Raw genomic sequence first — 21,019 nt, forward strand, 5'->3', positions numbered from 1 at the left:
GACTACGTGGAGCTTTCGCATCTGTTCCCCACCCATCGGTTTCCCGCCGGTCGGGAGCGCGGCATATGTGCGGCTTTGTCGTACGCACCGACATGCAGCGCCTCCTCGGTGCGACTCGACCCAGTTATCCAGCAGCCTTCTAAGGTGGCTGAGTGAAAGCAACGCTTGGTAATTGGCTCCGCGTCACAGGTGTGGTGTGCGGTACGCTCGCAATCCTTTTCTGCGCGACTTCTCTGCAGCGGATGGGCTGGACCTTAGATCGAGTCATACACGACGCCTGGGTGACAGCAGCGTTCACCGCCCTCGCTTCAGGCTGTATCGCGATCGGATGTCCCATCTACAGCCTTTGGCGTGCGCGTCCACGCAAGCGAGATCGAGCGTGGGCTTTGGCCGCAGTTTTGGTGACCGCAGTCGCGCTCGTTGTCACGACCACTCACACCGACGTTGATATGGGCTCACTTCCAGCGTGGGTCTCGGCAGGCGGTGCTCTGTTCACCGCAGCCGGCGTCATACTCGCCCTACGTTCCTACCAGGAGACGCGTCGTGCAGACCTGGAGGACCAGGCTAACCAAGTTCGGCTACTGGAGATGCTGCCGCTGCAGGACGGCCTCGACCCAGACGGTAGACAGCAGTGGCGCACGGAGTTCACCAATCGCAGCTCAGACCCGCTCTACAACCTCGAAGTGCACGGCTTTCGGGCTCATGTCGAGGACGATGCTGGGCCTGTGCACATGCGTGCGTTCGCAGAGACACGTCTGTCGGAGGACACAATGATCAGGTCCGGGGGGTGGCAGAAAGAGTCCGTGCTCGACGCGGGTGCAAGGTTCGTCGTCCGGTGGGAGTCAGCTGACGCCGCCGAACAGAAGACCGCTCCCCCATTTGTTCTCATCTGGTATTCGGTCATGGATGCAAACGGCCGCTACTGGAACGTCGTCGACAACAACGAACCCGAAAAAGTGCCCCGCCCCTCTCGTCACCTCGGCTGAATACTCATACCGCCGGCCACGACGCGATCGCACACACCCTCCACGCGATCGCGCTCACCCTCGTCGAGACCCTGCGGCTCGCCACCGCGGCCGCACCCGAGCACCCCGAGCGCGAGAGGCCGGCCGAGCACTCCCACACCGAGCAGCAGCCGACCGGCGACGACCAGGCCGAGCCTGAGCGAGCGGATACCCGCAACTCGCGCACCCCGTGGTTACTGCCGTGCGAACTGCTCGCTGCGTAGGGTTCTCCATTGCCGAGATCCGGCGGTCGGAGCCATGATTTCGACTGAGACCAAGTCCACCTGCCCGGTCTTCGCAAGGTCGAGGAACGTCCAGGCATGGCGCGCACATTTCGACTGGCCAAGACCGTCGTAACCGCTGTCGATCGACGCGGGCGGGGTGAATCGGCCACCTAAGCGGTCATCACCGGTCCGCCAGCGCATGCGCTTGCCCCACCACCTTGTTAGCGCCCGATTGTGTGCGGTCTGCGCCTCCACTTCTACCGCCAGCACCTCGATCCTGCGGTACCCGGCGTCGGAGAACTCTCCGTACAGATCGGGCGGCTGTCCTTCCCATTTCAGAGTGCCCTCGACGACGATGTTCTCCCCGCGCCGCAGGCATTCCTCCCGCACCGCCTCGACGATGTTGACCGACTCTCTGTGCACCAAGGAGGCCAGCTCCATCGGTGCGACACAATGTCCGTCAGCCAGCCGCACACCGAGAACGTCGTCGTAGATACCGTCCTCGAGCGCTCGTTCGATCAACGACACCTTGATCTCGTCGGCATCGAGAAACCGATAGCCCCCAAGATCGGTGCCTCTCGCTCTGAGCATCGTCGACTTGCCTGCACCCGGCACCCCCGCGGTCACGATGGCCGACCGTCCGCACTCGATTGACTCGTCTGTATCGAGCAGGTCCGTGATCAGCTCCCTCCGGAACTTGCGGCGTGCGAAATCCTGCTCGTACACCGCAGCGCTGTTACGGGCGCCCTCGGTTCGCAGGTCATCCAGAGCGTCCAGTTCGCTGGCCACGACGCCGCGAAGTGTGGCGTCGTCGCCACTCACCGGGCGGGACGCGATGCGGCGATGTTGCGGTCGAGGAGCTCGTTCTGCCGGCGCATCAGCGCCTCGAACTGCTCGTCATTCAATAGTCCTCGGTAGAACGCTCGCTCCACCTGGTCCCAGTCTCCGCTCGTGTACGCATCGGTGTCGACACCGTCGACCGACCGAACACCACCGAACGTGTACACCCAGTTCGCCAGCGTCTCCATCATGTCTTTCTCGTCGATCTCCCCGGCCGCGTACCGGTCGATCACCTCTGCCGGAGTCGTCCGGTCCAGGTCCGGATCGGTCTCCGCGCGAGCCAGAATCCGGTTCACCGTCGTCTGCGAAACGTTATGCAGGCACCGACTGATCTCCCGCTGCGGGAGACCACTTGCCGCGGCCCCCAAAATCAACCGCGTCCGCTTCCGGTCTGCGAGCCGATCCAAGGCACCTTGACGCACCAATTCCTGCGAGATCTGTTCCTTGACGGACATACCCACCACCTCGATTCATAATGAATCATACGCTTGGTCCTGAGCACGGGCAATGCAGTAGTGGATCGAGTAATGGCGGACGTCCCTCGACCGTAGAGGCGACGGTGGGTTGATTGCGCGAGCAGACGACCGGCGGGGTGCGCACCACTGGGCAATCACAGCCAGGCCCGAGACCGAGGCCCCCGCCACAGGCGGAGTGCACCCATAGAACGAGACCTAGCGCCTGCGTTCGACACGGCACCGGTCCGGTGAATATGCGACCGAGAAGCCGCTCGGGACCCGGCATGAACCCAGGCATACTTTCGACCACCCCACCGAGGACAACGAACGGACGCAACGATGATCAACCCGGCACTCCACCTTGGACGGCGAGCGCTCTCGGTGCTCGGTGTCTCGCCTCGCCGCACTGGTTCGCAGACTCTCGATACCTACGCCGAAGAACCCCGCGGATGACGCAGTCAGACGCAGTCACGTCTGTGTCTCCGAAGAACGCGCTGTCTCCTAGGGCCATGCTGGCGATGGCGATGCACGCTCAGCCGGGTGTATACGCGTTGTTGCTCGGGTCGGGAATCTCCACGAGCGCCGGCATTCCCACAGGCTGGGGCGTCGTCAAGAGTCTCGTCTCGAAACTTGCGGCCGCCGAAGACCCCGACGACGCGCAGTCGCACGCCCTCGCCGCCTCGGACCCCGAAGCATGGTGGTCCGCGCACGCCGACGGCGAACTCGGGTACTCATCTCTGCTCGCTGAAGCTGCGCCATCGGCCTCGACCCGGCAGGGTCTTCTACGCGAGTACTTCGTAGCAACGGACAGAGAGCGTGAAGAGGGGAACAAGGTCCCTGGACCCGCCCACACTGCAGTCGCTGAGCTGGCAAAACGCGGAACGGTGCGAGTCATTCTGACCACCAACTTCGACCGACTGATCGAGCAGGCACTCGATGCAGAAGGGGTCCAGGCCCAGGTGATCAGCCGTGCGGACGCCGTGAAGGGGATGACCCCGCTGACGCACGCAGCAGTGACCGTCATCAAGTTGCACGGTGACTACACCGAGCTGGACACGCGCAACACGTTGGATGAGCTGACTACCTATCCCAAAGAGTGGACAGAACTTCTTCGCCAGGTATTCACCGAGTTCGGGCTCGTCATCTCGGGATGGTCGGGCGAGTGGGACAAGGCCCTCGTGGCTGCGCTGGAGTCGGCCCCGCGCCGTTACCCGCTCTACTGGGACAGCAGGTCCTCGAACGGGCCGGGTGCGCGTCAGCTTTTGACGGCGCTGCACGGGCACCGGATGCCGGCCGAGACGGCCGAGCAACTGTTCAGCGACCTCGCAGGCAGCATCGATGCGCTGGATCGGCTTGCGGAACCGCAGCTGACGACCGCGATGGCGATTGCCCGACTGAAGCGGTATCTACCGAACCCCGTGCTGCGGATCGATCTCCACGATCTAGTGATGAGCAAGGTCGACGATGTCGCCACCGCGGTCCGATCACTCCCCTTCCGCAGCAACGTTCTCACTGTTGATGATCTAGACGGGCACTTCACGGAACTTTTGGCCGCCACGACTCCCCTGCTACGTCTCCTGATTGCGGGCGTCTATCACGACGACGAGGGAGCGCACACGCGACTATGGGTGGACATTCTTCAGCGCTTGCTCGATCTGAGGCAAACGTTCACCGGCCCCACCGCGCTGCTCCCACTGCAGCACTACCCGGCGCTTCTCGCGCTGCAATCCATGAACATCGTCGCGGTGGAGCGCAGCCGAGACGGACTGTTTACGGAGCTGCTCACCGCGCCCAGGTGGGCAGACATCGGCCGCGATCCGTCCCCTGCCTTCGACGTCCTACACATGGGACAGGTCCTGGACGACGGTACGGTCCTTGTACTTCCACGATGGAACGGACATCGGTGGTCGTATCCCCCCAGCCACATGCTCCGGAACGACCTGGAAGCAGTCTTCGCCGACCATCTCCCGAGCGGCGAACAGTTCAGACGGCTGATGGATGACGTCGAGTACCGGACGGGTTTTGTGCAGCATTTCCTTCGGGTGCCTGATCTCGGCATGTGGCACGCAAATTCGGGTGAGTTTGTCGGCGACCGCAATCAGAGACGCGATGGGAGCCTCCCCGCCGAGACACGATTCCGTGAGCACATCGAAAGACATGGGAAAGGCGTGTGGGGCACGATGACTGCGACCGGGATCCTCACCGACTCGGAGTTCGATTCCTACCGTGCAGTTTTGAAGCAGTACGTCCGCTTCGGGTGACGGCGCGGGCCCCGGCCGCAGCAGTGCAAGTACTCTACGTACTTACCGTTACGATTGCAGTGAGAAGGAACGAGTCATAATGTCTTTCTACGCTCAGGTACCCAGTCCAACACCCGAGGCCCCTCCCTTCATAAAAGAACTCGTGGGAGAACTGACACCTCTCTGGATCACGTTTTTGGTTGTCGGAGTCATCGCCGCAGCAGTCGGAGCCGGAGTCGCTGCTCGGCACTCCGATCTGAGCATTGGGATGACCCGCATACCGATGGGCTTGCTCGCCTCAGCAGGTGCAGCCATCGCCGCTTTCTCACTGTTCTTACTTGTCTGGGGAAACTGACCAACAGCTGTCAAAACGACTGGAGACGAGCAAGGTCGAAAGTCAGCATGTACTTCACCGCACTCGGCAAGAATGCGTCGAGGCTCTCTCGCGATATGTTCGACCCGATCGGGTCGCGGGAGACATACTCAAGCGACTGGAGATAGCGCACCGCTTGATCCACCCTCTGCTCCCGTCCACCATCAGTCGCGTCGTCGAACTCGGGGCCAGGCTCGCCCATCTCAAGGGCCTGAGCAGCTTCTGACGGGTTCGGGTAGGTCATCCTTTCGAACTCGTCGTTGGTAAGCGTTCCATCGCCGTTTTGGATCAGGTGGAGGTTCTGCGCCACTTCTCGAACCGTCGGCCCGCGGTAGTTACCACCCGAGTCGAGTAGCAACGCCCACGGAACGGAGTGGATGAGGTATAGCGGAACGTAAGTGAGGTTGCTCAGCGTGGCACCAGACACCAATGAGCGTGGGAAGTCGGATATGGTCGGGTCTTCGTGGATCTTCTTTACGTTCTCGGTCGCGGCGATCGAGCATCCCCAGTTGGCAGTGTCCCAGGCTGAACTCGGATGGAATCCGTCTCTTGCCGCTCTGCGGTGACGGGCAATCACATCGTGGTACTTGCCGGCGACTTTGAATCTGTTCTCTGGCCAGCCGTTATAGAAGACGTGGAGCGGTATTGCCCGGTCTCGAATACTCGCGGCGATGAGCGTGTCATATTGCCTGAAGGGACTGCCCTTAGGTTTGCGACCGATCTCCGCGTACTGGTTGCCGGCGTGGCTGGATCGCTTCGCCTGAACCCTTAATTTGATCCAGCGCCTCTCGGTGCTCGACCCGATCCACCACTCCCAGTCGGCACCGTTGCCCTTCTCCTCGTGTCGGTCAAATTTCTTGACGTTCAGGCCCGGCAGAGATTGCTTCAACCGAATGAGATTGATGTCGGTCGGTCAGGGTCTCTTCCCCGGGGCCGATCCCTGCTGCTATGCCTTCGGTCATCAAGGCCCACGTGCCGGATGCGACGCTGTTCATTACCTGTGACGCATAGCTGCTCACTGCCACTCCTCGTCTGTCGCCCCAAACCCGGCGGCCAACGCGCTGCCGAGGAATGACCATGTAGCGCTTCGAGAATACGAGTGCCTTACGCGCTACGGCGCGCGCGGTGCAGGCTGAGTTCGTCGGCGCCGGGGCCGACGTCAGCGTCTTCAGTGGCGTCCACCGACGGTAGGTGTCGCACGACGGCTGCGACGTCTGTGGCGGTGTGGCCGATGGCGATGCCGAACACGCCCTGTCCCCCGCGCAGGAGGTCGACGATCTCGTCGTCGGTGGTGCATTCGTAGACGGACACGCCGTCGCACACGAGGGTGAGGGTCGCGAGGTCGTCCTGGCCGTGGGCACGGAGGTGGTCGACGGCGATCCGTACGTTCTGAAGGCTGACCCCGGTGTCGAGCAACCTCTTGACGACTCGGACGGCGACGACGTCGGCGAAGGAGTACAGGCGCTGAGATCCGCTGCCGGCTGCGCTGCGGATGGACGGCACCATCAGGCCGGTCCGTGCCCAGTAGTCGAGCTGGCGGTACGTCACACCGGCGGCTTGCTGCACTGCCGGCACACGGTAGCCGCGGCCGGCGTCGATACCGGCGTAGCTGTTGGTCAGGGGGACGGTGAAAGCCTCCGGCATCCACTCGTCGAGGGATGCCTGCCCGGTTGTCGGGTCAGTGGTCACACCTGTCCCCTCTCCTTCTGTGCGAACTGCGTCGGCTTGTCTCACATCGGCGCAGGTCGTTGGTTTGCGTACGAGGAGTATCTCGCACGGTCCTACTTGGTGCCGTTCTTGAAGTAGTGCTCCATCGCGACGCGGCACAGCTGCGATCGGGACTCTGCTTCGACGTCCTGGACGAGCTGGTCGATCACTTCGAGGTTGTCGCGGCGCATGCGGAACGACTTGGTCGACCGGGGACCCGCGGACTGACGGCGGGTGCGGACGAAGAGCCCGTCCGATGACGCTTCGGCGTTGGCCGCGGCGATGAGATCACGCAGTACCTCGTGTGAGGCGACGATCGCGTTCATGACGAGGTCCGGGTACGAGACGGATGTCTTCTTGGCGATCGCGCTCGACTGTTCGGCCAGCGGCGTCGGAAGGGACAGTGTCACCGGCGCTGTGTCGACGCGCTCTTTGGCGTTCCTCGTCGGTGTGGACGCCGTTCTGCGGGGCGTAGGTGCCTGCGGCCGCTCAGGGGCCTCGGTGGCCTCTGAGGTGGGTGTGGGGGGCGGAGCGGCGGCGCGCCGCGGCGGAAAGGGCCTGGGATCGATGCCGTGCGCTTGGAGAGGCCCTGAACGGGCGGGAATGCCGGCCGTTCGGTCATGCCGTCACCTCCGCGGTCTGCTCGACGGACTGGATGCGCTGCAGGACTTCCTGGCAGAGCACCAGGTAGTCCTCGGCGAGCGCTGAGGCGCTGCCGGGGATCCGGTCGGGTGTGCGTCCGGCACGGAGCGCCTTCCAGAATGGCTCGGCGTGCTCGGCCTGTTCGGCCTGTTCGTGCACCAGGACTCCGCGTTCGCGTGCGTTCACTGCAGCCGACTCGCCGTGACGGATGACGGCCTTGAGCAACGGAGCCGCGCCGTTCAGCGCCGACTCGATGTCGGCGGCAGCGTTGCGTCGGACGACCTTGGCGGAGGTCGAGACGTCGAACAGGACCGCGCCCAGCAGTTCGACGGCGGGGTTCACGTCGCGGGCGGTCTCGATCTGGTGGGAGAGAACGCGCAAGCCTTCGATACTGGCTCGATCGGCACGGGTGGGTACGACGATCCAGCGGGTGGCGCACAGGGCGAGTTGGAGCAGGTTCTGTCGAGTCGGCGGGGTGTCCAACACAATCAGGTCGTAGTCGGATGCGATGGGAGCGAGCGCTTCCGCGAGCATCGAGCGGAAGGGGCGCGACCGCTGAGCGCGACCGGTGATAATGGATTCGAGATCGTCGAGCGCGTCGCCACCGCTGATGACGTCCAGGCCGGGGCGGACGTCTGCCACAACCGGAGTCAGTGCTGAGCCGGTTCCGAGGGCGTTGCACAGGAGCTGACCGGAGTCGCCTCGGCCGTCCCAGTAGTAGCCGAGATCGTGGCCGGCGTTGCCCTGCGGGTCGAGGTCGATCAGGAGTGTCCGCCAACCGCCGGCTGCTGCCAGTCCCGCGACGTTCACCGCTGTAGAGGTATTGCCTGCACCGCCCTTGCCGTTGGCGAACGTGACCACTCGGGTCAGTGCCGTTGCTACTGAATCTGTCATTGCAGGCTCTCCTTCTCGATGTACTACAGAGCGCAATGCGCCGTGAGTCAGCCGAACAGCAGCTGCGATACGGCGTAGATCGCCAGACCCGCGAGCGAGCCGACCACCGTGCCGTTGATGCGGATGAACTGCAGGTCCCGTCCCACCTGCAGCTCGATCTTGCGGCTGGCCTCGTCGGCGTCCCATCGGGCGACGGTGTCGGTGATGACGGTGGTGATCTCGTCGGTGTAGTTCTCGACGATGTAGCGCACGCCGGCCATCAGCCAGCCGTCCGCCTTGCCGCGCATCGCGTCGTCGTCGCGCAGGCGGAGCCCGAACTTCTGCACGTTCTCGCTGATCTTGGCGCGCAGAGTGCTCTTCGGGTCGTCCACCGAGTCGACGATGAGCCGCTTGGCCACCTTCCACGATGCCGCTGCGAGACCGGTGACCTCGTCGCGGCCCATGATCTCCGACTTGATCGACTCGGCCTTGGCGATGGTGTCGGGGTCGTTCTGCAGATCGTCGGCGAAGTCGGTGAGGAACTTGTCGGCCGCGAGCCGCAACTCGTGCTGCGGGTTCGACCGGACCTTCCACGTGAACTCCACGAGTTCGCGGTGGATACGTTCGCCGAGAAGCACATCGACGAACTTGGGCGACCAGGACGGAGAGTCCCTCGACACGATCCGGTCGATGGTCGGCAAGCTGTTCTGGGCCCATTCGTGGGCGCGCTCGGCGAGCAGGTCGATCAGCGGTTTCTGCCGGTTGTCCTCGAGCAGCGAGCCCAGGACGCGTCCGATCGGCGGCCCCCACTGCGGATCACCGAGGCGCTTGACGATGGTGTTGTCGATGACCTGCTGGATGTCCTCGTCGTCGAGCACGTCGAGGAAGCCGCGCAGCACGGTCGCCGTCTCCTCGGCGACACGGTCGGCGTGGGCCGGGTCTGCGAGCCAGGTGCCGAGGCGCAGCGGGATGCGCGCGGACTCGACCTTCTGCGACACGACGTCGACGGCGAGGAAGTTCTGCCCGACGAACGATCCGAGGCTGGTGCCGAGCTGGTCCTTCTTCCGCTTGATGATCGCGGTGTGCGGGATCTTCAGACCCATCGGGTGCTTGAAGAGGGCGGTGACGGCGAACCAGTCGGCGAGCGCACCGACCATGCCCGCCTCCGACGCCGCCCGGACGAAACCGACCCAGCCGCCGGCGCCGCGGGACTCCTGCCACCGGCAGAAGAGATAGACGATGGAGGCGAACACCAGGAAGCCGGTGGCGACGATCTTCATCTTGCGGAGGTCGCGTCGTTTGACGTCCTCGTCGAATGTCATGAGCTGCACCGACTCCATTGTGCAGGGTCGGCGCGCGACTCGTGCCCCGACCGGCGACGACGTCTCGCCCGGACGCGGGTCCGACGGCATCGGGCACTACTGTTGGGGTGGGCGACGTGACATGCGCCGCCGCACACGAGTGCGCCAGAAGCGCAGTCGGACATCGGGACGGAGTACACGCGCGTGGCGAGCAGATCGGCAGCAAGGAAGAGCGACGGGGACAGCGCCGACCAGGACGCCGACGAGACCGTGGCACGGAAGGCCGGACGAACCCGATCCGCGAAGTCCGAGGCGGGTGCCACAGCGAAGCCCGATTCCGACGACTCCGCGACCGACACCCGCACCGACAAGCCCGACGGCCGTAAGCGGCGCTGGCGCGAGCACAAGATCGCGCGCCGTGAGGAGCTGGTGGACGGCACCCTCGCCGCCATCCGGCTGCGCGGCCGGAACATCGGCATGGACGAGATCGCCAGCGAGATCGGCATCTCGAAGACCGTCCTGTACCGCTACTTCCACGACAAGAACGATCTGACCAACGCGACACTCGAGCGGTACGTGGAGACGACTCTCGCGCCGCGCATCTACGACGCGATCAGCGTCGAACTCGACGAGTACAACCTCACCCGCCAGGTGGTCGCCGCGTACGTGGAGACCGTCGCGGACGACCCCGAGGTCTACCTCTACGCGATGTCGAACAGCTCGGGGCCGAACCGCGACGTGGTCGCCGAGTCGGAGCGCATGATCGCCGAGCTGTTGGCAACGGTGCTCGGTGAGCGCCTGCGCCGGATGGAGATGGACTCGGGCGGATCACTGCCCTGGTCGTACGGGATCGTGGGCGGCGTCCAGTTGGCCACGCACTGGTGGATCTCCAACCGGTCGATGTCGGCGGCGGACCTCATCGACTACCTCACCATGATGGTGTGGGGCGGCATCCACGGTGTCGCGGAAGCGGGTGGATCGCCGTCGCGCTTCAACGCGGTCGACCACCCACTCGTCGACGAGTAGAGGCGCCTAGCGGTCGTGCTCGTCGTCGAGCGGGACGTCGCGACTCTGTTCGAGCAGATCTGCGTCGGAGGCGTCGTACGCCACGGCGACACTGGGCGTGACCTCCGCCGTCTCGTCGTCCTCCACCGTGTCGCGCTCCTGCTCGAGAGCGTCCTCGACGGGAAGTTCCGGGCTCGTGAAATCGGGCATCTGTCGTTCCCTCCCTCGATGTCTGCGAACTGCCGTGCCGAGGTTACCGGCGCTCGACCGGAACCAACACCACGGCCATCCCTGCCACGCCGACCATCAGGACGCCGACCAGAGCTCCGAGAGCGAAGGAGTTCACCGCGGCCGCCACGAACGCCGCCATCCCGGCGCACAGGGCGACCATCAGGACGATTCCCGCCGTGGTGTGCTCGAACAGGCAGGTCACCACGGGTGCCTCGGTTGCATCGCCGGCCGAGTCGGACGCCATCGCTCCGGCTGCGTCCACTGTCGGTGTGCTCACTGCTGTTCCCCTCTCCCGCGTCACCTCGCGGTGAACTCAGCGGTGCCTCGATCGGACGTGCTCACCATCCGGTCGAAGGGCAGATACCCGCGCCCGGGCCGATCCAACCAGCCGAGGGTGTGCCGTTTCCCACCACTGGGTGGCGGGTAGATCGGGACGGCCGCCTCGCGTCCCGCGACACGGCCCGCAACGAGAGAGGTTCACGATGACTGACACCCCGAACACCGACTCCGGGTCGCCCCGCCGCACCGTGGCGTTCCTCGCGACGGACGGTGTCGAGCAGATCGAGCTCACCGCTCCCCGTGAGGCACTCGATCAGGCCGGCGCGACCACGGTGCTGCTCTCGCTGACCCACGGTGAGATCCAGGCATTCGAGAACGACACCGAACCCGCCGACACCTTCGCCGTCGACCAGTTGGTCGCCGAGGCCTCCGTCGACGATTTCGACGCCCTGGTCCTGCCGGGCGGGACCACCAACCCGGACAAACTACGCCTCGACGCCGACGCGGTGTCGTTCGTCCGCGACTTCGTGAACTCGGGCAAGCCGGTGGGGGTGATCTGCCACGGCCCGTGGACGCTCGTCGAGGCCGATGTCGTCCGGGGTCGCACGCTGACCTCGTACCCGAGCGTGCGCACGGACATCCGAAACGCCGGAGGCACGGTGGTGGACGAGGAGGTCGTCGTGGACGGCAACCTGATCTCCAGCCGCAACCCCGACGACATCCCGGCGTTCTGCGAAGCCGTGGTCCACGCCGTCACCGCTCTCGACACGGCCGAGTGAGGCTTGGTCAGCCGTTCGACTCGTCGGCCGGCTGATCCTGCGTGGGCGGCGGGAAACCGCCGGTCGCGATCGGTCCCCACGTGTCGATGGCGATCCGGATGATCGACTTGCCCTGCGTCACCATCGCCTGCCGGTACTCGTCCCAGTCGGGGTGCTCGCCCGCGATCGCCCGGTAGTAGTCCACGAGCGGCTCGACGGAGTCCGGCAGGTCGATGACCTCCGCGGTGCCGTCGATCTGCACGTAGGGGCCGTTCCAGTCGTCGGAGTGGATGCAGAGTGTGACGGCCGACGACCGACGGATGTTCACGGTCTTGGCGCGCTGCGGGTACGTCGAGACGACGATGCGCCCCTGCGCGTCGAGCCCGCAGGTCACGGGTGAGACCTGCAGTCCACCGGATTGCTTCGTGGTGACCAGGGTGGCGTGATGCCGCTCGGCGACGAAGCGATGCAGGGCATCGAGATCGACTCGGTCGGCTGTTGCGTACGTCGGTGCCATGATTCGAGGGTAGGTGCTCCCCCGCCGGGGGCTAGAATCGGTGCCGTCAGACGACACTCGGTCCGGACTCACCGGCCACGCGGTTCCGGGGGTGCCGCGGTCGACCTCCCGCCCTCAGGACAGACCGTGACCGTTCCACCTCGTCCCCTCTCGATCGCACCGCCGCTCTCCACTCTGTCCACCTTCGACGCCGCGGGTGCGGCCATCGTCGCGTATCTCGACAGCATCGTTCCCGCGACGGCCTGGGCCGTCTCGCGCGTCGTCGACGACAAGCAGATCTTCCTCCGCACCAACACCAACGGCCTGGGTATCGACACCGGCCTCGTGGTGGGGTGGAACGAGTCGCTGTGCCATTCGATGACCGAGGGCGAGATCCCGTCCGTCGTGGAGGACCTCGACGGCGCGGGCATCCCGCGCATCGGCGTCCCCGGGCACGACCCGGTCCGGTCGTACATCGGTGTGCCCATCCGGCGGGCGGACGGCTCGCTGTTCGGCACGATGTGCGGTTTCGGCTCGCGGCCGATCAGCGGGCCGCTCCCCGCCGGCACGACCGCGCTGCTCGATCTCCTGTCCGGGCTGCTCACCACGGTGTTCGAGACCGACCACGCCCGCGCGGTCGCGGAGCGGGCCGCCGAACTGGCTCGACGCGAGGCGGAGACCGACCCCCTCACCGGACTCTTCAACCGGCGTGGTTGGAACCGGGTGCTCGAGCCCGAGGACGCGCGCTGGACACGCTTCGCCGACCCCGGTGCCGTGGTGGTCGTCGACCTCGACGGCATGAAGCAGGTGAACGACCGTCACGGCCATGCCGCGGGTGACCTGGTGATTCGACGCGCCGCCGAACTGCTGCGGTCGTGGGCTCACGAGTCGGGCGTCGTGGCCCGGCTCGGCGGCGACGAGTTCGGTGTCCTGGTGTTCGACCGCGACGCCACCGACGTCGACGACATGCTCACGGCGCTGGAATCCTCCGCGTATGCGGCGGAGGTGCCGATGTCGGTCGGCTGGAGCACCGTCACCGAGGCCGGCAGCATCACCGCGTCGTGGTCGCTCGCGGACGAGAACATGTACGTGTCGAAGCGTCGGTCATCGAGCAGGTCCGGCGTCGACATTCATCCGACCCCCGGACGCCACCAGGGCGGTCACGTCGCCCGGCGGTAGTGGACGCGCCATCAGGTAGCCCTGCGCGTACCCGCATCCGCACCGGACGAGGCTGTCGAGCTGGGCCGTGGTCTCCACGCCCTCGCCGACCACGTCGAGGCCGAACGCGTCGGCCACCGACACGACGGCGCGGATGACCGCCTCCGACTGCTCGGTCGGCAGGTCGGCGACGAACGACCGATCGATCTTGATGGCGTCGAGGATCGGGAAGCGCGTCAGGTAGTCCAGCGAGCTGTGGCCGACACCGAAATCGTCCAGCAGGATCTTGATGCCCATTCGGTGCAGCTCGTCGAGGTTGTTCTTCACGGCGGAGGTGTCCTCGAGCCACAGGGTCTCGGTGATCTCGATACCCAGCAGGTCCGGGGCGAGACCGGTCCGCTCGAGGGTGTCCGCGAGAGACGACGCGAACGTGCGCTGACGAAGCTGCAAGGGACTGACGTTGACGCGGAGTTCCACCGGATCACCGGTCTGCCAGCGCGCGGCCTCGGTGCACGCCCGGCGCAGCACCCAGCTGCCGAGCGGCCCGATCAGGCCGGCGCGTTCGGCTGCGGGAACGAACTCGTCGGGCCCGACGACGCCGAGACTCGACGTGGTCCACCGCGCGAGCGCCTCGACCCCCGTCATGCGTCCGGATCGGACGTCGAACACGGGCTGGTAGGCCACGTCGAGGTCGTCGTTCTCGATCGCGGAGCGCAGTTCCGACGCGATGGTCAAGCGCCGCAATGCTTCTCCGCCCTGCACCTTGTCGTACAGCTCGTAGCTCCCCGGCCCCTCCTTCTTCGCGCCGCCCATGGCCACGTCCGCCTGGCGGACCATCTCCGCGGCTGTGTGCTCGCCGTAGCCGACCGAGATGCCCATGCAGGCGGTGACGGTCGTCGTCCGATTCCCGATGGTGAGCGGACGCCGGAACATGGCCAGCACGCCCTGGGCGACGCCGATGGCGTCGAAGGTGCTGCGCAGGCCCGGGCACACGAGCAGGAACTCGTCGCCGCCGAAGCGCGCGACGGTGTCGGAGGGTCTGACGGTGCGGGTGAGCATCGGTGCCACCGCCGTGAGCACCGCGTCCCCGGCGCCGTGGCCGAAGCTGTCGTTGATGGTGCGGAAGTCGTGGAGGTCCACCAGGATCACCGCGGTGAGCGTGCCGTCCTCACGCGAGACTCCGAGCGCGGAGTCGATGCGCTGGTACGCGAGCGTGCGGTTCGCCAACTGCGTCAGCGGGTCGTGCAGGCTGCGGTACCGCAGCTCGCGTTCGAGGTCGGAGCGGCGCACGGCGGACGCCAGCACCGCGGCCACCGTGACGACGAAGGACAGCGTGTCTGCCGACGGTGTGTGCGGCTCGGTGCGATAGACGACGAGGACACCCCACGTGCCGTCACCCCCGCGGACGGGAGCTGCGATACCGCTGCGGAGGTCGTGGTCCTCGAGCAGAGTGACATCGAAACGGGTCTCGTCGCGAGTGTCCGCGCACACGATCACCTCCTCGCGCTCGAGCGCGTGACCGGCCAGCGTCGAGCTGCCCGACGGCAGGGTCTCCTCGTCCGGCGGCTCGAACGTGGCCGCGTGGACGGCCAGGCGGTCCGCACCGCGTCTGCGGAACACCACGGCGTGCGTGGCACCGACGAGGTCCACGATGGACTGCAGGGCGGTGGCCACGAGGTCGTCGAAGGAACCGGTGAGCGCCGCACGGTTGAGCCCGGCGATGATGCGCTGCTCGCGCGCTCGGCGGCGGACGGCGGTGAGAGCGTCGACGAGCTCCTCCTCGCGCTCCTGCCGCTCGGAGCCGTCCACGAGTGTGGCGACCACGACCTCGTGTCCGTCGGTGGGCCCGAGTACCCAGGCGGACACCAGGATCGGTCTGGCCGGCGATCCCACTGCGATCCGGCCGGTCCAGGCTCCCGTGGCGTTCAGCTCGGCGAGGACGAGGTCGAGCGTCGAGGCCGCGGTGTCCGCGACGAGATCTCGCGCGGACGGGTTCTCGTGGGCCGGGAACTCGAGAATGGTGCGCGCGGCGGCGTTGGCGTACCGCACGGAGGTGTTGCGATCGAAGACCACGACACCGTCCTGGGACGACTCGGCGATCGCCGTCAGCGCTGCCAGAACGGTGCGCCTGTCGCCGACGTCTCCCGAGTCCGAACCACCCGAGTTCAGGCTTCCGGTCACCACGTCTCCGCCCCCAGACCCGTTTCCGCCCCCAGCAACACCTCGCGATTGTTCCACTTTCGCCGCACTCTGCCCGTTCTTTGCCCGCTTTTTCCTCTCGGGGACCGGTACCTGTTCGCGTCACGCTCCGTTCGACGACGCCCAGTCCAGCAACCGGTCGACCGGCCAGGTGGTGACGATACGGTCCGGCGGAACGCCCACCGCGGTGGCACGCGCACAACCGTGGCCGAGCCAGTCCAGTTGGCCGGGGGCGTGCGCGTCGGTGTCGATGCTGAACAGGCAGCCGATCTCCAGAGCGAGCTCCATCAGTCGCTCCGGCGGGTCCTGGCGCTCCGGACGAGCGTTGATCTCCACCGCGGTCCCGTGGTCACGGCACGCCTCGAACACGGCACGGGCGTCGAACGTCGACTCGGGGCGGGTTCCGCGCCCACCCTCGACGAGACGACCGGTGCAGTGGCCCAGAACATCGACCTGCGGGTTCGTCACCGCGGCGATCATGCGCGCCGTCATCGTGGCGCTGTCCGCCCGCAGGTGGGAGTGGACGCTCGCGACGACGATGTCGAGGTCGTCGAGCAGCTCCGGCTCCTGGTCCAGCGACCCGTCGTCGAGGATGTCGACCTCGATGCCGGTGAGCACCCGCATCGGCCGTCCGCCGTCGGTCTCGAACCGTCTCTGCACCCCGTCCATGACCTCGAGCTGGGCGCGCAGGCGGTCGGCGGAGAGCCCGTGGGCGACGGTCAGACGCGGCGAGTGGTCGGTGAGCACCCAGTACTCGTGCCCGATCCTGCGCGCGGTCTCCGCCATCTCCTCGATCGGGCTGCCGCCGTCCGACCAGTCGGAGTGCGTGTGCAGATCTCCGCGCAGAGCTGCCCGGAGTTTCTCGCCGCCGACACCGATGGGCTGTGCCTCGGCGCGCAGCTGCAGGAGGTACTCGGGAACCTCACCGGCTGCGGCCGCCGAGGCGACCGCGGAGGTCTTCGGACCGATCCCGCGCAGGGTGGTCCAGCCGTCGGTGCGAGCGAGCTCGGCCACCCTGTCGGCGTCCAGTGTGGCCAGGACGTCGGCGGCGGCGCGGTAGGCCTTGACCCGGCGCGTCTCGGCCCGCGACCGCTCGAGCCAGAACGCCACCTCTCGCAGTGCGGCAACAGGTTCCATGCCGTCAGAGCCTACGGCCCCGGACATGACACTGCCCCTGCCACCGGGAACCGGCGACAGGGGCAGGGGGGAGCGACGACCCGGACGAACCGGATCACGCCGAGTTTCGGTGCAGCCTGGTCAGCGGACCACGCGTGCTGTGGGTTCCCACCGAGCGGCACCCATGACGCGGGTGACCGCGTCGCCGACCACGAGGGTCAGGTGGGAACCGTTCGCCGCGCTGCGGTCGTCGAGACCCGCCACGACGGAAAGTGCTGCGGTGCCGAAGAAGTCGACTCCGGACAGATCGAGCACGATGCTTCGTCCCGCCTCGACGTCGTTGCTCACGACGTCCGAGAAGGTGGACGAGTTGGACAGGTCCACACTGCCGGTGACGCGGTACGTGGTCTCCGAGTCGGTACGCACGACGGAGATGAGTCCGCCGAGCATGACGACGTCGTCGCCGAGAGTGGTGGTGGTGGTGGATGCGTGTGAAGTCGAAACAGTCATGATTCTCCAAATGCCGATCTAGCTGGAGAAGCAGAGCAATGGTGCTACAGGTGAAAGAACCCGACCGCGACTGCAGAATGAGTGGCGGTTGATGGAAAGGAGTCCGAGCGACCATCGACGGTGCTTCGTACGTCGGCTGCTGACTCAACCTGTCTCTGAACCTACGCTACCCGGAGCGGTCTGCCAACCACTTCGGTGAGGATCGTGGTGAACATCGAGCGACGCCATGGAAGACGCCGCCGGTACGGTGCACGTTTTGCGAGAACCGCCCCCGGGTAATCTCGACCGGTCGAACACGTACGAGGTTCGTCTGAACCGACACGCGACACGAAGAAGTGGGAGACCTCATGACACGGGCCATCACGACGGAGCCGAACACGGAGGGGGCCGACGCCACCATCGAGCTCGGTGTCCACGCCGACGCGAGCCAGCTGTCGGTCACTCGCGCCGTGGCCGCGACACTCGCCGCCCAGGACGACTTCGATCTGGACAGCATCGCCGACATCCGGCTCGCCATCGACGAGTCCTGCAGCCGCCTCATCGTGCGCGCCACCCCGGGTGCCCGCATGGTGTGCCGTTTCCTCACGGCGGACGACGCCCTCCACGTGTCGGTGACGACGACGACCGAGGCCGGCGCCGATCTGGACGCGAGCGGTTTCGGCTGGCACGTTCTCAACGCCCTGACCGACTCCGTGTCGACGTCGCAGTCCGAGGACGAGCACGGTGTCGTCTCGACCACCATCGAGTTCACCAAGAGCAAGCACGGCTGGGACGAGTGACGACAAGCGAACGCAAGACGAAGTCACGGCGTTCGGCGGACGAGTACGCCGACGTCGCGGAACGGTTCACGCGCATCCGCACGCTGCCCGAGGGCGATCCCCTGCGAGGCAAGCTGCGCGACGAGCTGGTGACGCGGTGCCTGCCACTGGCCGAACACATCGCCCGCCGATTCGACGGCCGCGGTGAGGCGCACGACGATCTGGTGCAGGTCGCCCGCGTCGGGCTGGTCAACGCGGTCGATCGCTTCGACGTCGAGCGCGGATCCGATTTCGTGTCCTTCGCGGTACCCACGATCATGGGCGAGGTCCGCCGACACTTCCGCGACGCGGGATGGGCCGTCCGCGTCCCTCGGCGGATGAAGGAACTGCACCTGCAGCTCTCCCGAGCCATCGCGGATCTGTCGCAGACGCAGGGTCGGTCACCGACCGTCTCCGAGTTGGCCGAGTACCTCGATCTGGACCGCGACGAGGTCGCGATGGGACTCACCGCCGGCAACGCGTACCAGACGCTCTCGGTCGACAGCGCCTCCAGCGGAAGCGATTCCGAGGGCCTGTCGTTGGCGGACACCCTCGGCGACTACGACAAGGAGATGGAGAACGTCGAGAACCACGAGGCGCTCCGTCCGCTGCTCGAGAAGCTCCCCGAGCGTGAGCGCAACGTTCTCTTGCTGCGCTTCTTCGGCAACATGACGCAGACGCAGATCGCCGAGAAGATGGGGATCTCGCAGATGCACGTCTCTCGTCTCCTCGCCCGGACACTCGCCCAACTCCGCGAGGAACTGCACTAGCCGAGCGCGGCGTACGCCTACGCTCGCGGGATGAGCAGCTCACCGTCGCCCGGTTTCACCACGAATCTGCCCGCGGCTCTGGCCGCCTCGGGCACGTCGTGGTCGACGGTGGACGCCGCGTCGACACCCGGTTTCGATCGCGACAAGGACGCCGGCAAGGAGCTGATGTCGGCGCGCGGCAAGATCCTGTCGGAACTGCAGGAGCGCCTGTACGCCTGCGGTAAGAGCGGGGATCATCGATCGGTCCTGCTCGTGCTGCAGGGGATGGACACCTCGGGCAAGGGCGGCATGGTGCGGCACGTGCTCGGCATGGTCGAGCCCCAGGGTGTCGATCACGCGACCTTCGGCACCCCGACGGAGGAGGAGCGGGCGCACCCGTTCCTGTGGCGCGTGGAGAAGAAGCTGCCGCGACCGGGCCAGATCGGGGTCTTCGACCGGTCCCACTACGAGGACGTCCTCATCGTCCGTGTGAACGAACTCGCGCCCCCGAGTGTGTGGCGCACCCGCTACGACGAGATCAACGACTTCGAGCGCCGCGTGGTCGAGAGCGGCACCACCATCGTGAAGGTGGCCATGGCGCTGTCGTGGGAGCAGCAGGGCAAGCGTCTCGCTCGTCGACTGCGCCGGCCGGACAAGTACTGGAAGTACGACCCGAGCGACATCGAGGCGCGCGAGAAGTGGGTCGCCTACCAGGAGGCGTACCAGGCGGTCCTGGATCGCACCGACACGGAGTGGGCTCCCTGGTACGTGGTGCCGTCCGATCACAAGTGGTACAGCCGGCTCGCCGTCACCGAACTGCTGACGGGCGCGCTGACGTCGTTGGACCTGCAGTGGCCGCCCGCGGACTTCGACGTGGAGCACGAGAAGCAGCGTCTGGCGTCCCTGCCGCGGCCGTGAACGCCGACGGGCGCCGACCGCGAGGTCGGCGCCCGAAGGTGGTGTCGCAGCTGCCGAGTGCTGCGGCTGTGGATCAGAGGGTGGCGGTGTCGATCACGAAGCGGTAGCGCACGTCCGACTTCACGACGCGGTCGTACGCCTCGTTGATCTGGTCGCCGGAGATGACCTCGATCTCGGCGCCGATGTGGTGCTCGGCGCAGAAGTCCAGCATCTCCTGGGTCTCGGCGATACCGCCGACCATGGAGCCCGAGAACGAACGACGGTTCGCCAGCAGGTTGAAGGCCGGGACCTCGAGGGGCTTCTCGGGAACGCCCAGCTCGACGAGCGTGCCGTTACGGGCGAGCAGGCCGAGGTAGTCGCCCATCGGGAGGTTCGCCGAGACAGTGTTGAGGATGAGGTCGAACTTTCCACGCAGGTCCTTCAGCGCGGTGGTGTCCTTGGTGGCGTAGTACTCGTCTGCCCCGAGTCGCTTGCCGTCCTCCTCCTTGCTCAGCGTCTGGCTGAGCACGGTGACGTGGGCGCCGAGCGCGTGGGCGATCTTGACGCCGACGTGGCCCAGTCCGCCCATGCCGATGATGGCGACCTTCTTGTCGGGACCGGCTCCCCAGTGCTTCAGCGGCGAGTAGAGGGTGATGCCGGCGCACAGCAGCGGTGCGGCGACGTCGAGCTCGACACCCTCGGGGATGCCCAGGACGAAGTTCTCGGTGACGACGATCTGCGTCGAGTAGCCACCGTGGGTGAACTCGCCCTCGTAGGTCTTCGAGTTGTACGTCTGGACGACACCCTTGGTGCAGTACTGCTCGTCGCCGTCCTTGCAGGCCTCGCAGGTGCCGCAGGAGTCGACGAAGCAGCCGACGCCGACGCGGTCGCCGACCTTGCGGCTGGTGACGTCGGAACCGACCTCGGCGACGATGCCGGCGATCTCGTGGCCGGGGACGACGGGGTACGTGGTGCCGCCCCACTCGTTACGGGCGGTGTGGATGTCCGAGTGGCAGATACCGGCGAACTTGACGTCGATCAGGATGTCGTTCGGACCGAGCTCTCGTCGCTCGATGGTGGTCTTCTCGAGCGGTGCGTCTGGTGCGGTGGCGGCGTATGCAGTTGCTGTGGACATGTACACATGTCTACCCGTGCATCGTTGACT

Annotated in this window: 22 protein-coding genes; 8 read left to right on the forward strand and 14 right to left on the reverse strand. The window is 66.3% G+C overall.

The annotated features are described in order from the left end of the window. Window positions 1-152 precede the first annotated feature (152 nt). Window positions 153-986, forward strand: a complete 834-nt coding sequence (locus JOE30_RS01540; protein ID WP_204869097.1) for a hypothetical protein — start codon at window positions 153-155, stop codon at window positions 984-986. Between the two features lie 212 nt (window positions 987-1,198). Here JOE30_RS01540 and JOE30_RS01545 read toward each other — a convergent pair whose 3' ends face one another. Together JOE30_RS01545 and JOE30_RS01550 are read right to left on the reverse strand one after the other, a co-directional pair. Continuing rightward, entirely contained in the window at window positions 1,199-2,017 is an 819-nt protein-coding gene (locus tag JOE30_RS01545) for a zeta toxin family protein (protein WP_204869098.1), read from the reverse strand. 29 nt (window positions 2,018-2,046) lie between these two features. Then, window positions 2,047-2,523, reverse strand: coding sequence for a helix-turn-helix domain-containing protein (locus tag JOE30_RS01550; protein WP_204869099.1), 477 nt, complete (start codon window positions 2,521-2,523; stop codon window positions 2,047-2,049). 509 nt (window positions 2,524-3,032) lie between these two features. Between JOE30_RS01550 and JOE30_RS01555 the strand changes: the two genes are divergently transcribed. Further along, window positions 3,033-4,784: an SIR2 family protein gene (locus JOE30_RS01555; protein WP_204869100.1), complete on the forward strand. Its 1,752-nt coding sequence runs from the start codon at window positions 3,033-3,035 to the stop codon at window positions 4,782-4,784. 344 nt (window positions 4,785-5,128) lie between these two features. Here JOE30_RS01555 and JOE30_RS01560 read toward each other — a convergent pair whose 3' ends face one another. The 5 genes from JOE30_RS01560 to JOE30_RS01580 form a co-directional block, all read right to left on the reverse strand. Further along, entirely contained in the window at window positions 5,129-6,025 is an 897-nt protein-coding gene (locus JOE30_RS01560; protein ID WP_204869101.1) for a DUF6615 family protein, read from the reverse strand. A 215-nt stretch (window positions 6,026-6,240) separates the two neighbouring features. Next, the gene (locus JOE30_RS01565; RefSeq protein ID WP_204870683.1) at window positions 6,241-6,780 is read right to left on the reverse strand and encodes a MerR family transcriptional regulator; all 540 of its coding nucleotides are present in this window, start codon (window positions 6,778-6,780) and stop codon (window positions 6,241-6,243) included. Window positions 6,781-6,917: 137 nt separating this feature from the next. Further along, window positions 6,918-7,253 carry a hypothetical protein gene (locus JOE30_RS01570; RefSeq protein ID WP_204869102.1) on the reverse strand — a complete coding sequence of 112 codons (336 nt, stop codon included), beginning with the start codon at window positions 7,251-7,253 and terminating at the stop codon, window positions 6,918-6,920. A gap of 208 nt (window positions 7,254-7,461) precedes the next feature. After that, window positions 7,462-8,379, reverse strand: coding sequence for a ParA family protein (locus tag JOE30_RS01575; RefSeq protein WP_204869103.1), 918 nt, complete (start codon window positions 8,377-8,379; stop codon window positions 7,462-7,464). Window positions 8,380-8,426: 47 nt separating this feature from the next. Further along, entirely contained in the window at window positions 8,427-9,698 is a 1,272-nt protein-coding gene (locus JOE30_RS01580) for a DUF445 domain-containing protein (RefSeq protein ID WP_204869104.1), read from the reverse strand. A 231-nt stretch (window positions 9,699-9,929) separates the two neighbouring features. Here JOE30_RS01580 and JOE30_RS01585 point away from each other — a divergent pair, with 231 nt between their 5' ends. Further along, window positions 9,930-10,685, forward strand: coding sequence for a TetR/AcrR family transcriptional regulator (locus JOE30_RS01585; protein ID WP_204870684.1), 756 nt, complete (start codon window positions 9,930-9,932; stop codon window positions 10,683-10,685). Between the two features lie 6 nt (window positions 10,686-10,691). On the opposite strand, the gene JOE30_RS01590 is transcribed toward JOE30_RS01585, so the two are convergent. Then, window positions 10,692-10,874 (reverse strand): hypothetical protein, encoded by a 183-nt coding sequence (locus JOE30_RS01590; RefSeq protein ID WP_204869105.1) that lies wholly within the window; start codon window positions 10,872-10,874, stop codon window positions 10,692-10,694. A gap of 43 nt (window positions 10,875-10,917) precedes the next feature. Beyond that, on the reverse strand, window positions 10,918-11,172 hold the full coding sequence (locus tag JOE30_RS01595; RefSeq protein WP_204869106.1) for a hypothetical protein: 255 nt from the start codon (window positions 11,170-11,172) through the stop codon (window positions 10,918-10,920). A gap of 205 nt (window positions 11,173-11,377) precedes the next feature. Between JOE30_RS01595 and JOE30_RS01600 the strand changes: the two genes are divergently transcribed. Continuing rightward, a complete protein-coding gene (locus JOE30_RS01600) occupies window positions 11,378-11,953 on the forward strand; it encodes a type 1 glutamine amidotransferase domain-containing protein (RefSeq protein ID WP_204869107.1) in 576 nt (191 codons plus the stop codon). Between the two features lie 7 nt (window positions 11,954-11,960). Here the strand turns inward: JOE30_RS01600 and JOE30_RS01605 are convergent, their stop codons facing one another. After that, window positions 11,961-12,449: a PPOX class F420-dependent oxidoreductase gene (locus JOE30_RS01605; protein ID WP_204869108.1), complete on the reverse strand. Its 489-nt coding sequence runs from the start codon at window positions 12,447-12,449 to the stop codon at window positions 11,961-11,963. Between the two features lie 126 nt (window positions 12,450-12,575). On the opposite strand from JOE30_RS01605, the gene JOE30_RS21585 reads away from it, so the two are divergent. Next, entirely contained in the window at window positions 12,576-13,607 is a 1,032-nt protein-coding gene (locus JOE30_RS21585) for a GGDEF domain-containing protein (RefSeq protein ID WP_204869109.1), read from the forward strand. On the opposite strand, the gene JOE30_RS01615 is transcribed toward JOE30_RS21585, so the two are convergent. The 3 genes from JOE30_RS01615 to JOE30_RS01625 form a co-directional block, all read right to left on the reverse strand. Further along, complete coding sequence (locus JOE30_RS01615; RefSeq protein WP_204869110.1) at window positions 13,533-15,767, reverse strand: EAL domain-containing protein; 2,235 nt, start codon at window positions 15,765-15,767, stop codon at window positions 13,533-13,535. The two genes, JOE30_RS21585 and JOE30_RS01615, sit on opposite strands and share 75 nt — an antisense overlap. A gap of 120 nt (window positions 15,768-15,887) precedes the next feature. Further along, entirely contained in the window at window positions 15,888-16,922 is a 1,035-nt protein-coding gene (locus JOE30_RS01620) for a PHP domain-containing protein (RefSeq protein ID WP_204869111.1), read from the reverse strand. 120 nt (window positions 16,923-17,042) lie between these two features. After that, on the reverse strand, window positions 17,043-17,411 hold the full coding sequence (locus JOE30_RS01625) for an STAS domain-containing protein (protein ID WP_204869112.1): 369 nt from the start codon (window positions 17,409-17,411) through the stop codon (window positions 17,043-17,045). Window positions 17,412-17,758: 347 nt separating this feature from the next. Between JOE30_RS01625 and JOE30_RS01630 the strand changes: the two genes are divergently transcribed. From JOE30_RS01630 to JOE30_RS01640, 3 genes are read left to right on the forward strand one after another with little or no spacing between them, the layout of a single operon-like run. Then, entirely contained in the window at window positions 17,759-18,190 is a 432-nt protein-coding gene (locus JOE30_RS01630; RefSeq protein WP_056442299.1) for an ATP-binding protein, read from the forward strand. Continuing rightward, the gene (locus JOE30_RS01635; protein WP_204869113.1) at window positions 18,187-18,978 is read left to right on the forward strand and encodes a SigB/SigF/SigG family RNA polymerase sigma factor; all 792 of its coding nucleotides are present in this window, start codon (window positions 18,187-18,189) and stop codon (window positions 18,976-18,978) included. Before JOE30_RS01630 ends, JOE30_RS01635 begins: the two co-directional genes overlap by 4 nt. A 30-nt stretch (window positions 18,979-19,008) precedes the next feature. Then, window positions 19,009-19,875, forward strand: a complete 867-nt coding sequence (locus JOE30_RS01640) for a PPK2 family polyphosphate kinase (RefSeq protein WP_204869114.1) — start codon at window positions 19,009-19,011, stop codon at window positions 19,873-19,875. Between the two features lie 73 nt (window positions 19,876-19,948). Here the strand turns inward: JOE30_RS01640 and JOE30_RS01645 are convergent, their stop codons facing one another. Further along, window positions 19,949-20,989, reverse strand: a complete 1,041-nt coding sequence (locus JOE30_RS01645) for an NAD(P)-dependent alcohol dehydrogenase (RefSeq protein WP_204869115.1) — start codon at window positions 20,987-20,989, stop codon at window positions 19,949-19,951. Window positions 20,990-21,019 lie beyond the last annotated feature (30 nt).

This window comes from Rhodococcus sp. PvP016, assembly GCF_017832185.1.
In the GTDB taxonomy this organism is placed as follows: Bacteria; Actinomycetota; Actinomycetes; order Mycobacteriales; family Mycobacteriaceae; genus Rhodococcoides.

What these genes read in the sequence shown, in the direction of transcription:
- JOE30_RS01550 (WP_204869099.1), bottom strand. Translation starts at nt 2,523, where the DNA reads ATGTCCGTCAAGGAACAGATCTCGCAGGAATTGGTGCGTCAAGGTGCC.
- JOE30_RS01555 (WP_204869100.1), top strand. Translation starts at nt 3,033, where the DNA reads ATGCTGGCGATGGCGATGCACGCTCAGCCGGGTGTATACGCGTTGTTG.
- JOE30_RS01565 (WP_204870683.1), bottom strand. Translation starts at nt 6,780, where the DNA reads ATGCCGGAGGCTTTCACCGTCCCCCTGACCAACAGCTACGCCGGTATC.
- JOE30_RS01575 (WP_204869103.1), bottom strand. Translation starts at nt 8,379, where the DNA reads ATGACAGATTCAGTAGCAACGGCACTGACCCGAGTGGTCACGTTCGCC.
- JOE30_RS01580 (WP_204869104.1), bottom strand. Translation starts at nt 9,698, where the DNA reads ATGGAGTCGGTGCAGCTCATGACATTCGACGAGGACGTCAAACGACGC.
- JOE30_RS01590 (WP_204869105.1), bottom strand. Translation starts at nt 10,874, where the DNA reads ATGCCCGATTTCACGAGCCCGGAACTTCCCGTCGAGGACGCTCTCGAG.
- JOE30_RS01600 (WP_204869107.1), top strand. Translation starts at nt 11,378, where the DNA reads ATGACTGACACCCCGAACACCGACTCCGGGTCGCCCCGCCGCACCGTG.
- JOE30_RS01605 (WP_204869108.1), bottom strand. Translation starts at nt 12,449, where the DNA reads ATGGCACCGACGTACGCAACAGCCGACCGAGTCGATCTCGATGCCCTG.
- JOE30_RS01620 (WP_204869111.1), bottom strand. Translation starts at nt 16,922, where the DNA reads ATGGAACCTGTTGCCGCACTGCGAGAGGTGGCGTTCTGGCTCGAGCGG.
- JOE30_RS01625 (WP_204869112.1), bottom strand. Translation starts at nt 17,411, where the DNA reads ATGACTGTTTCGACTTCACACGCATCCACCACCACCACCACTCTCGGC.
- JOE30_RS01630 (WP_056442299.1), top strand. Translation starts at nt 17,759, where the DNA reads ATGACACGGGCCATCACGACGGAGCCGAACACGGAGGGGGCCGACGCC.
- JOE30_RS01640 (WP_204869114.1), top strand. Translation starts at nt 19,009, where the DNA reads ATGAGCAGCTCACCGTCGCCCGGTTTCACCACGAATCTGCCCGCGGCT.
- JOE30_RS01645 (WP_204869115.1), bottom strand. Translation starts at nt 20,989, where the DNA reads ATGTCCACAGCAACTGCATACGCCGCCACCGCACCAGACGCACCGCTC.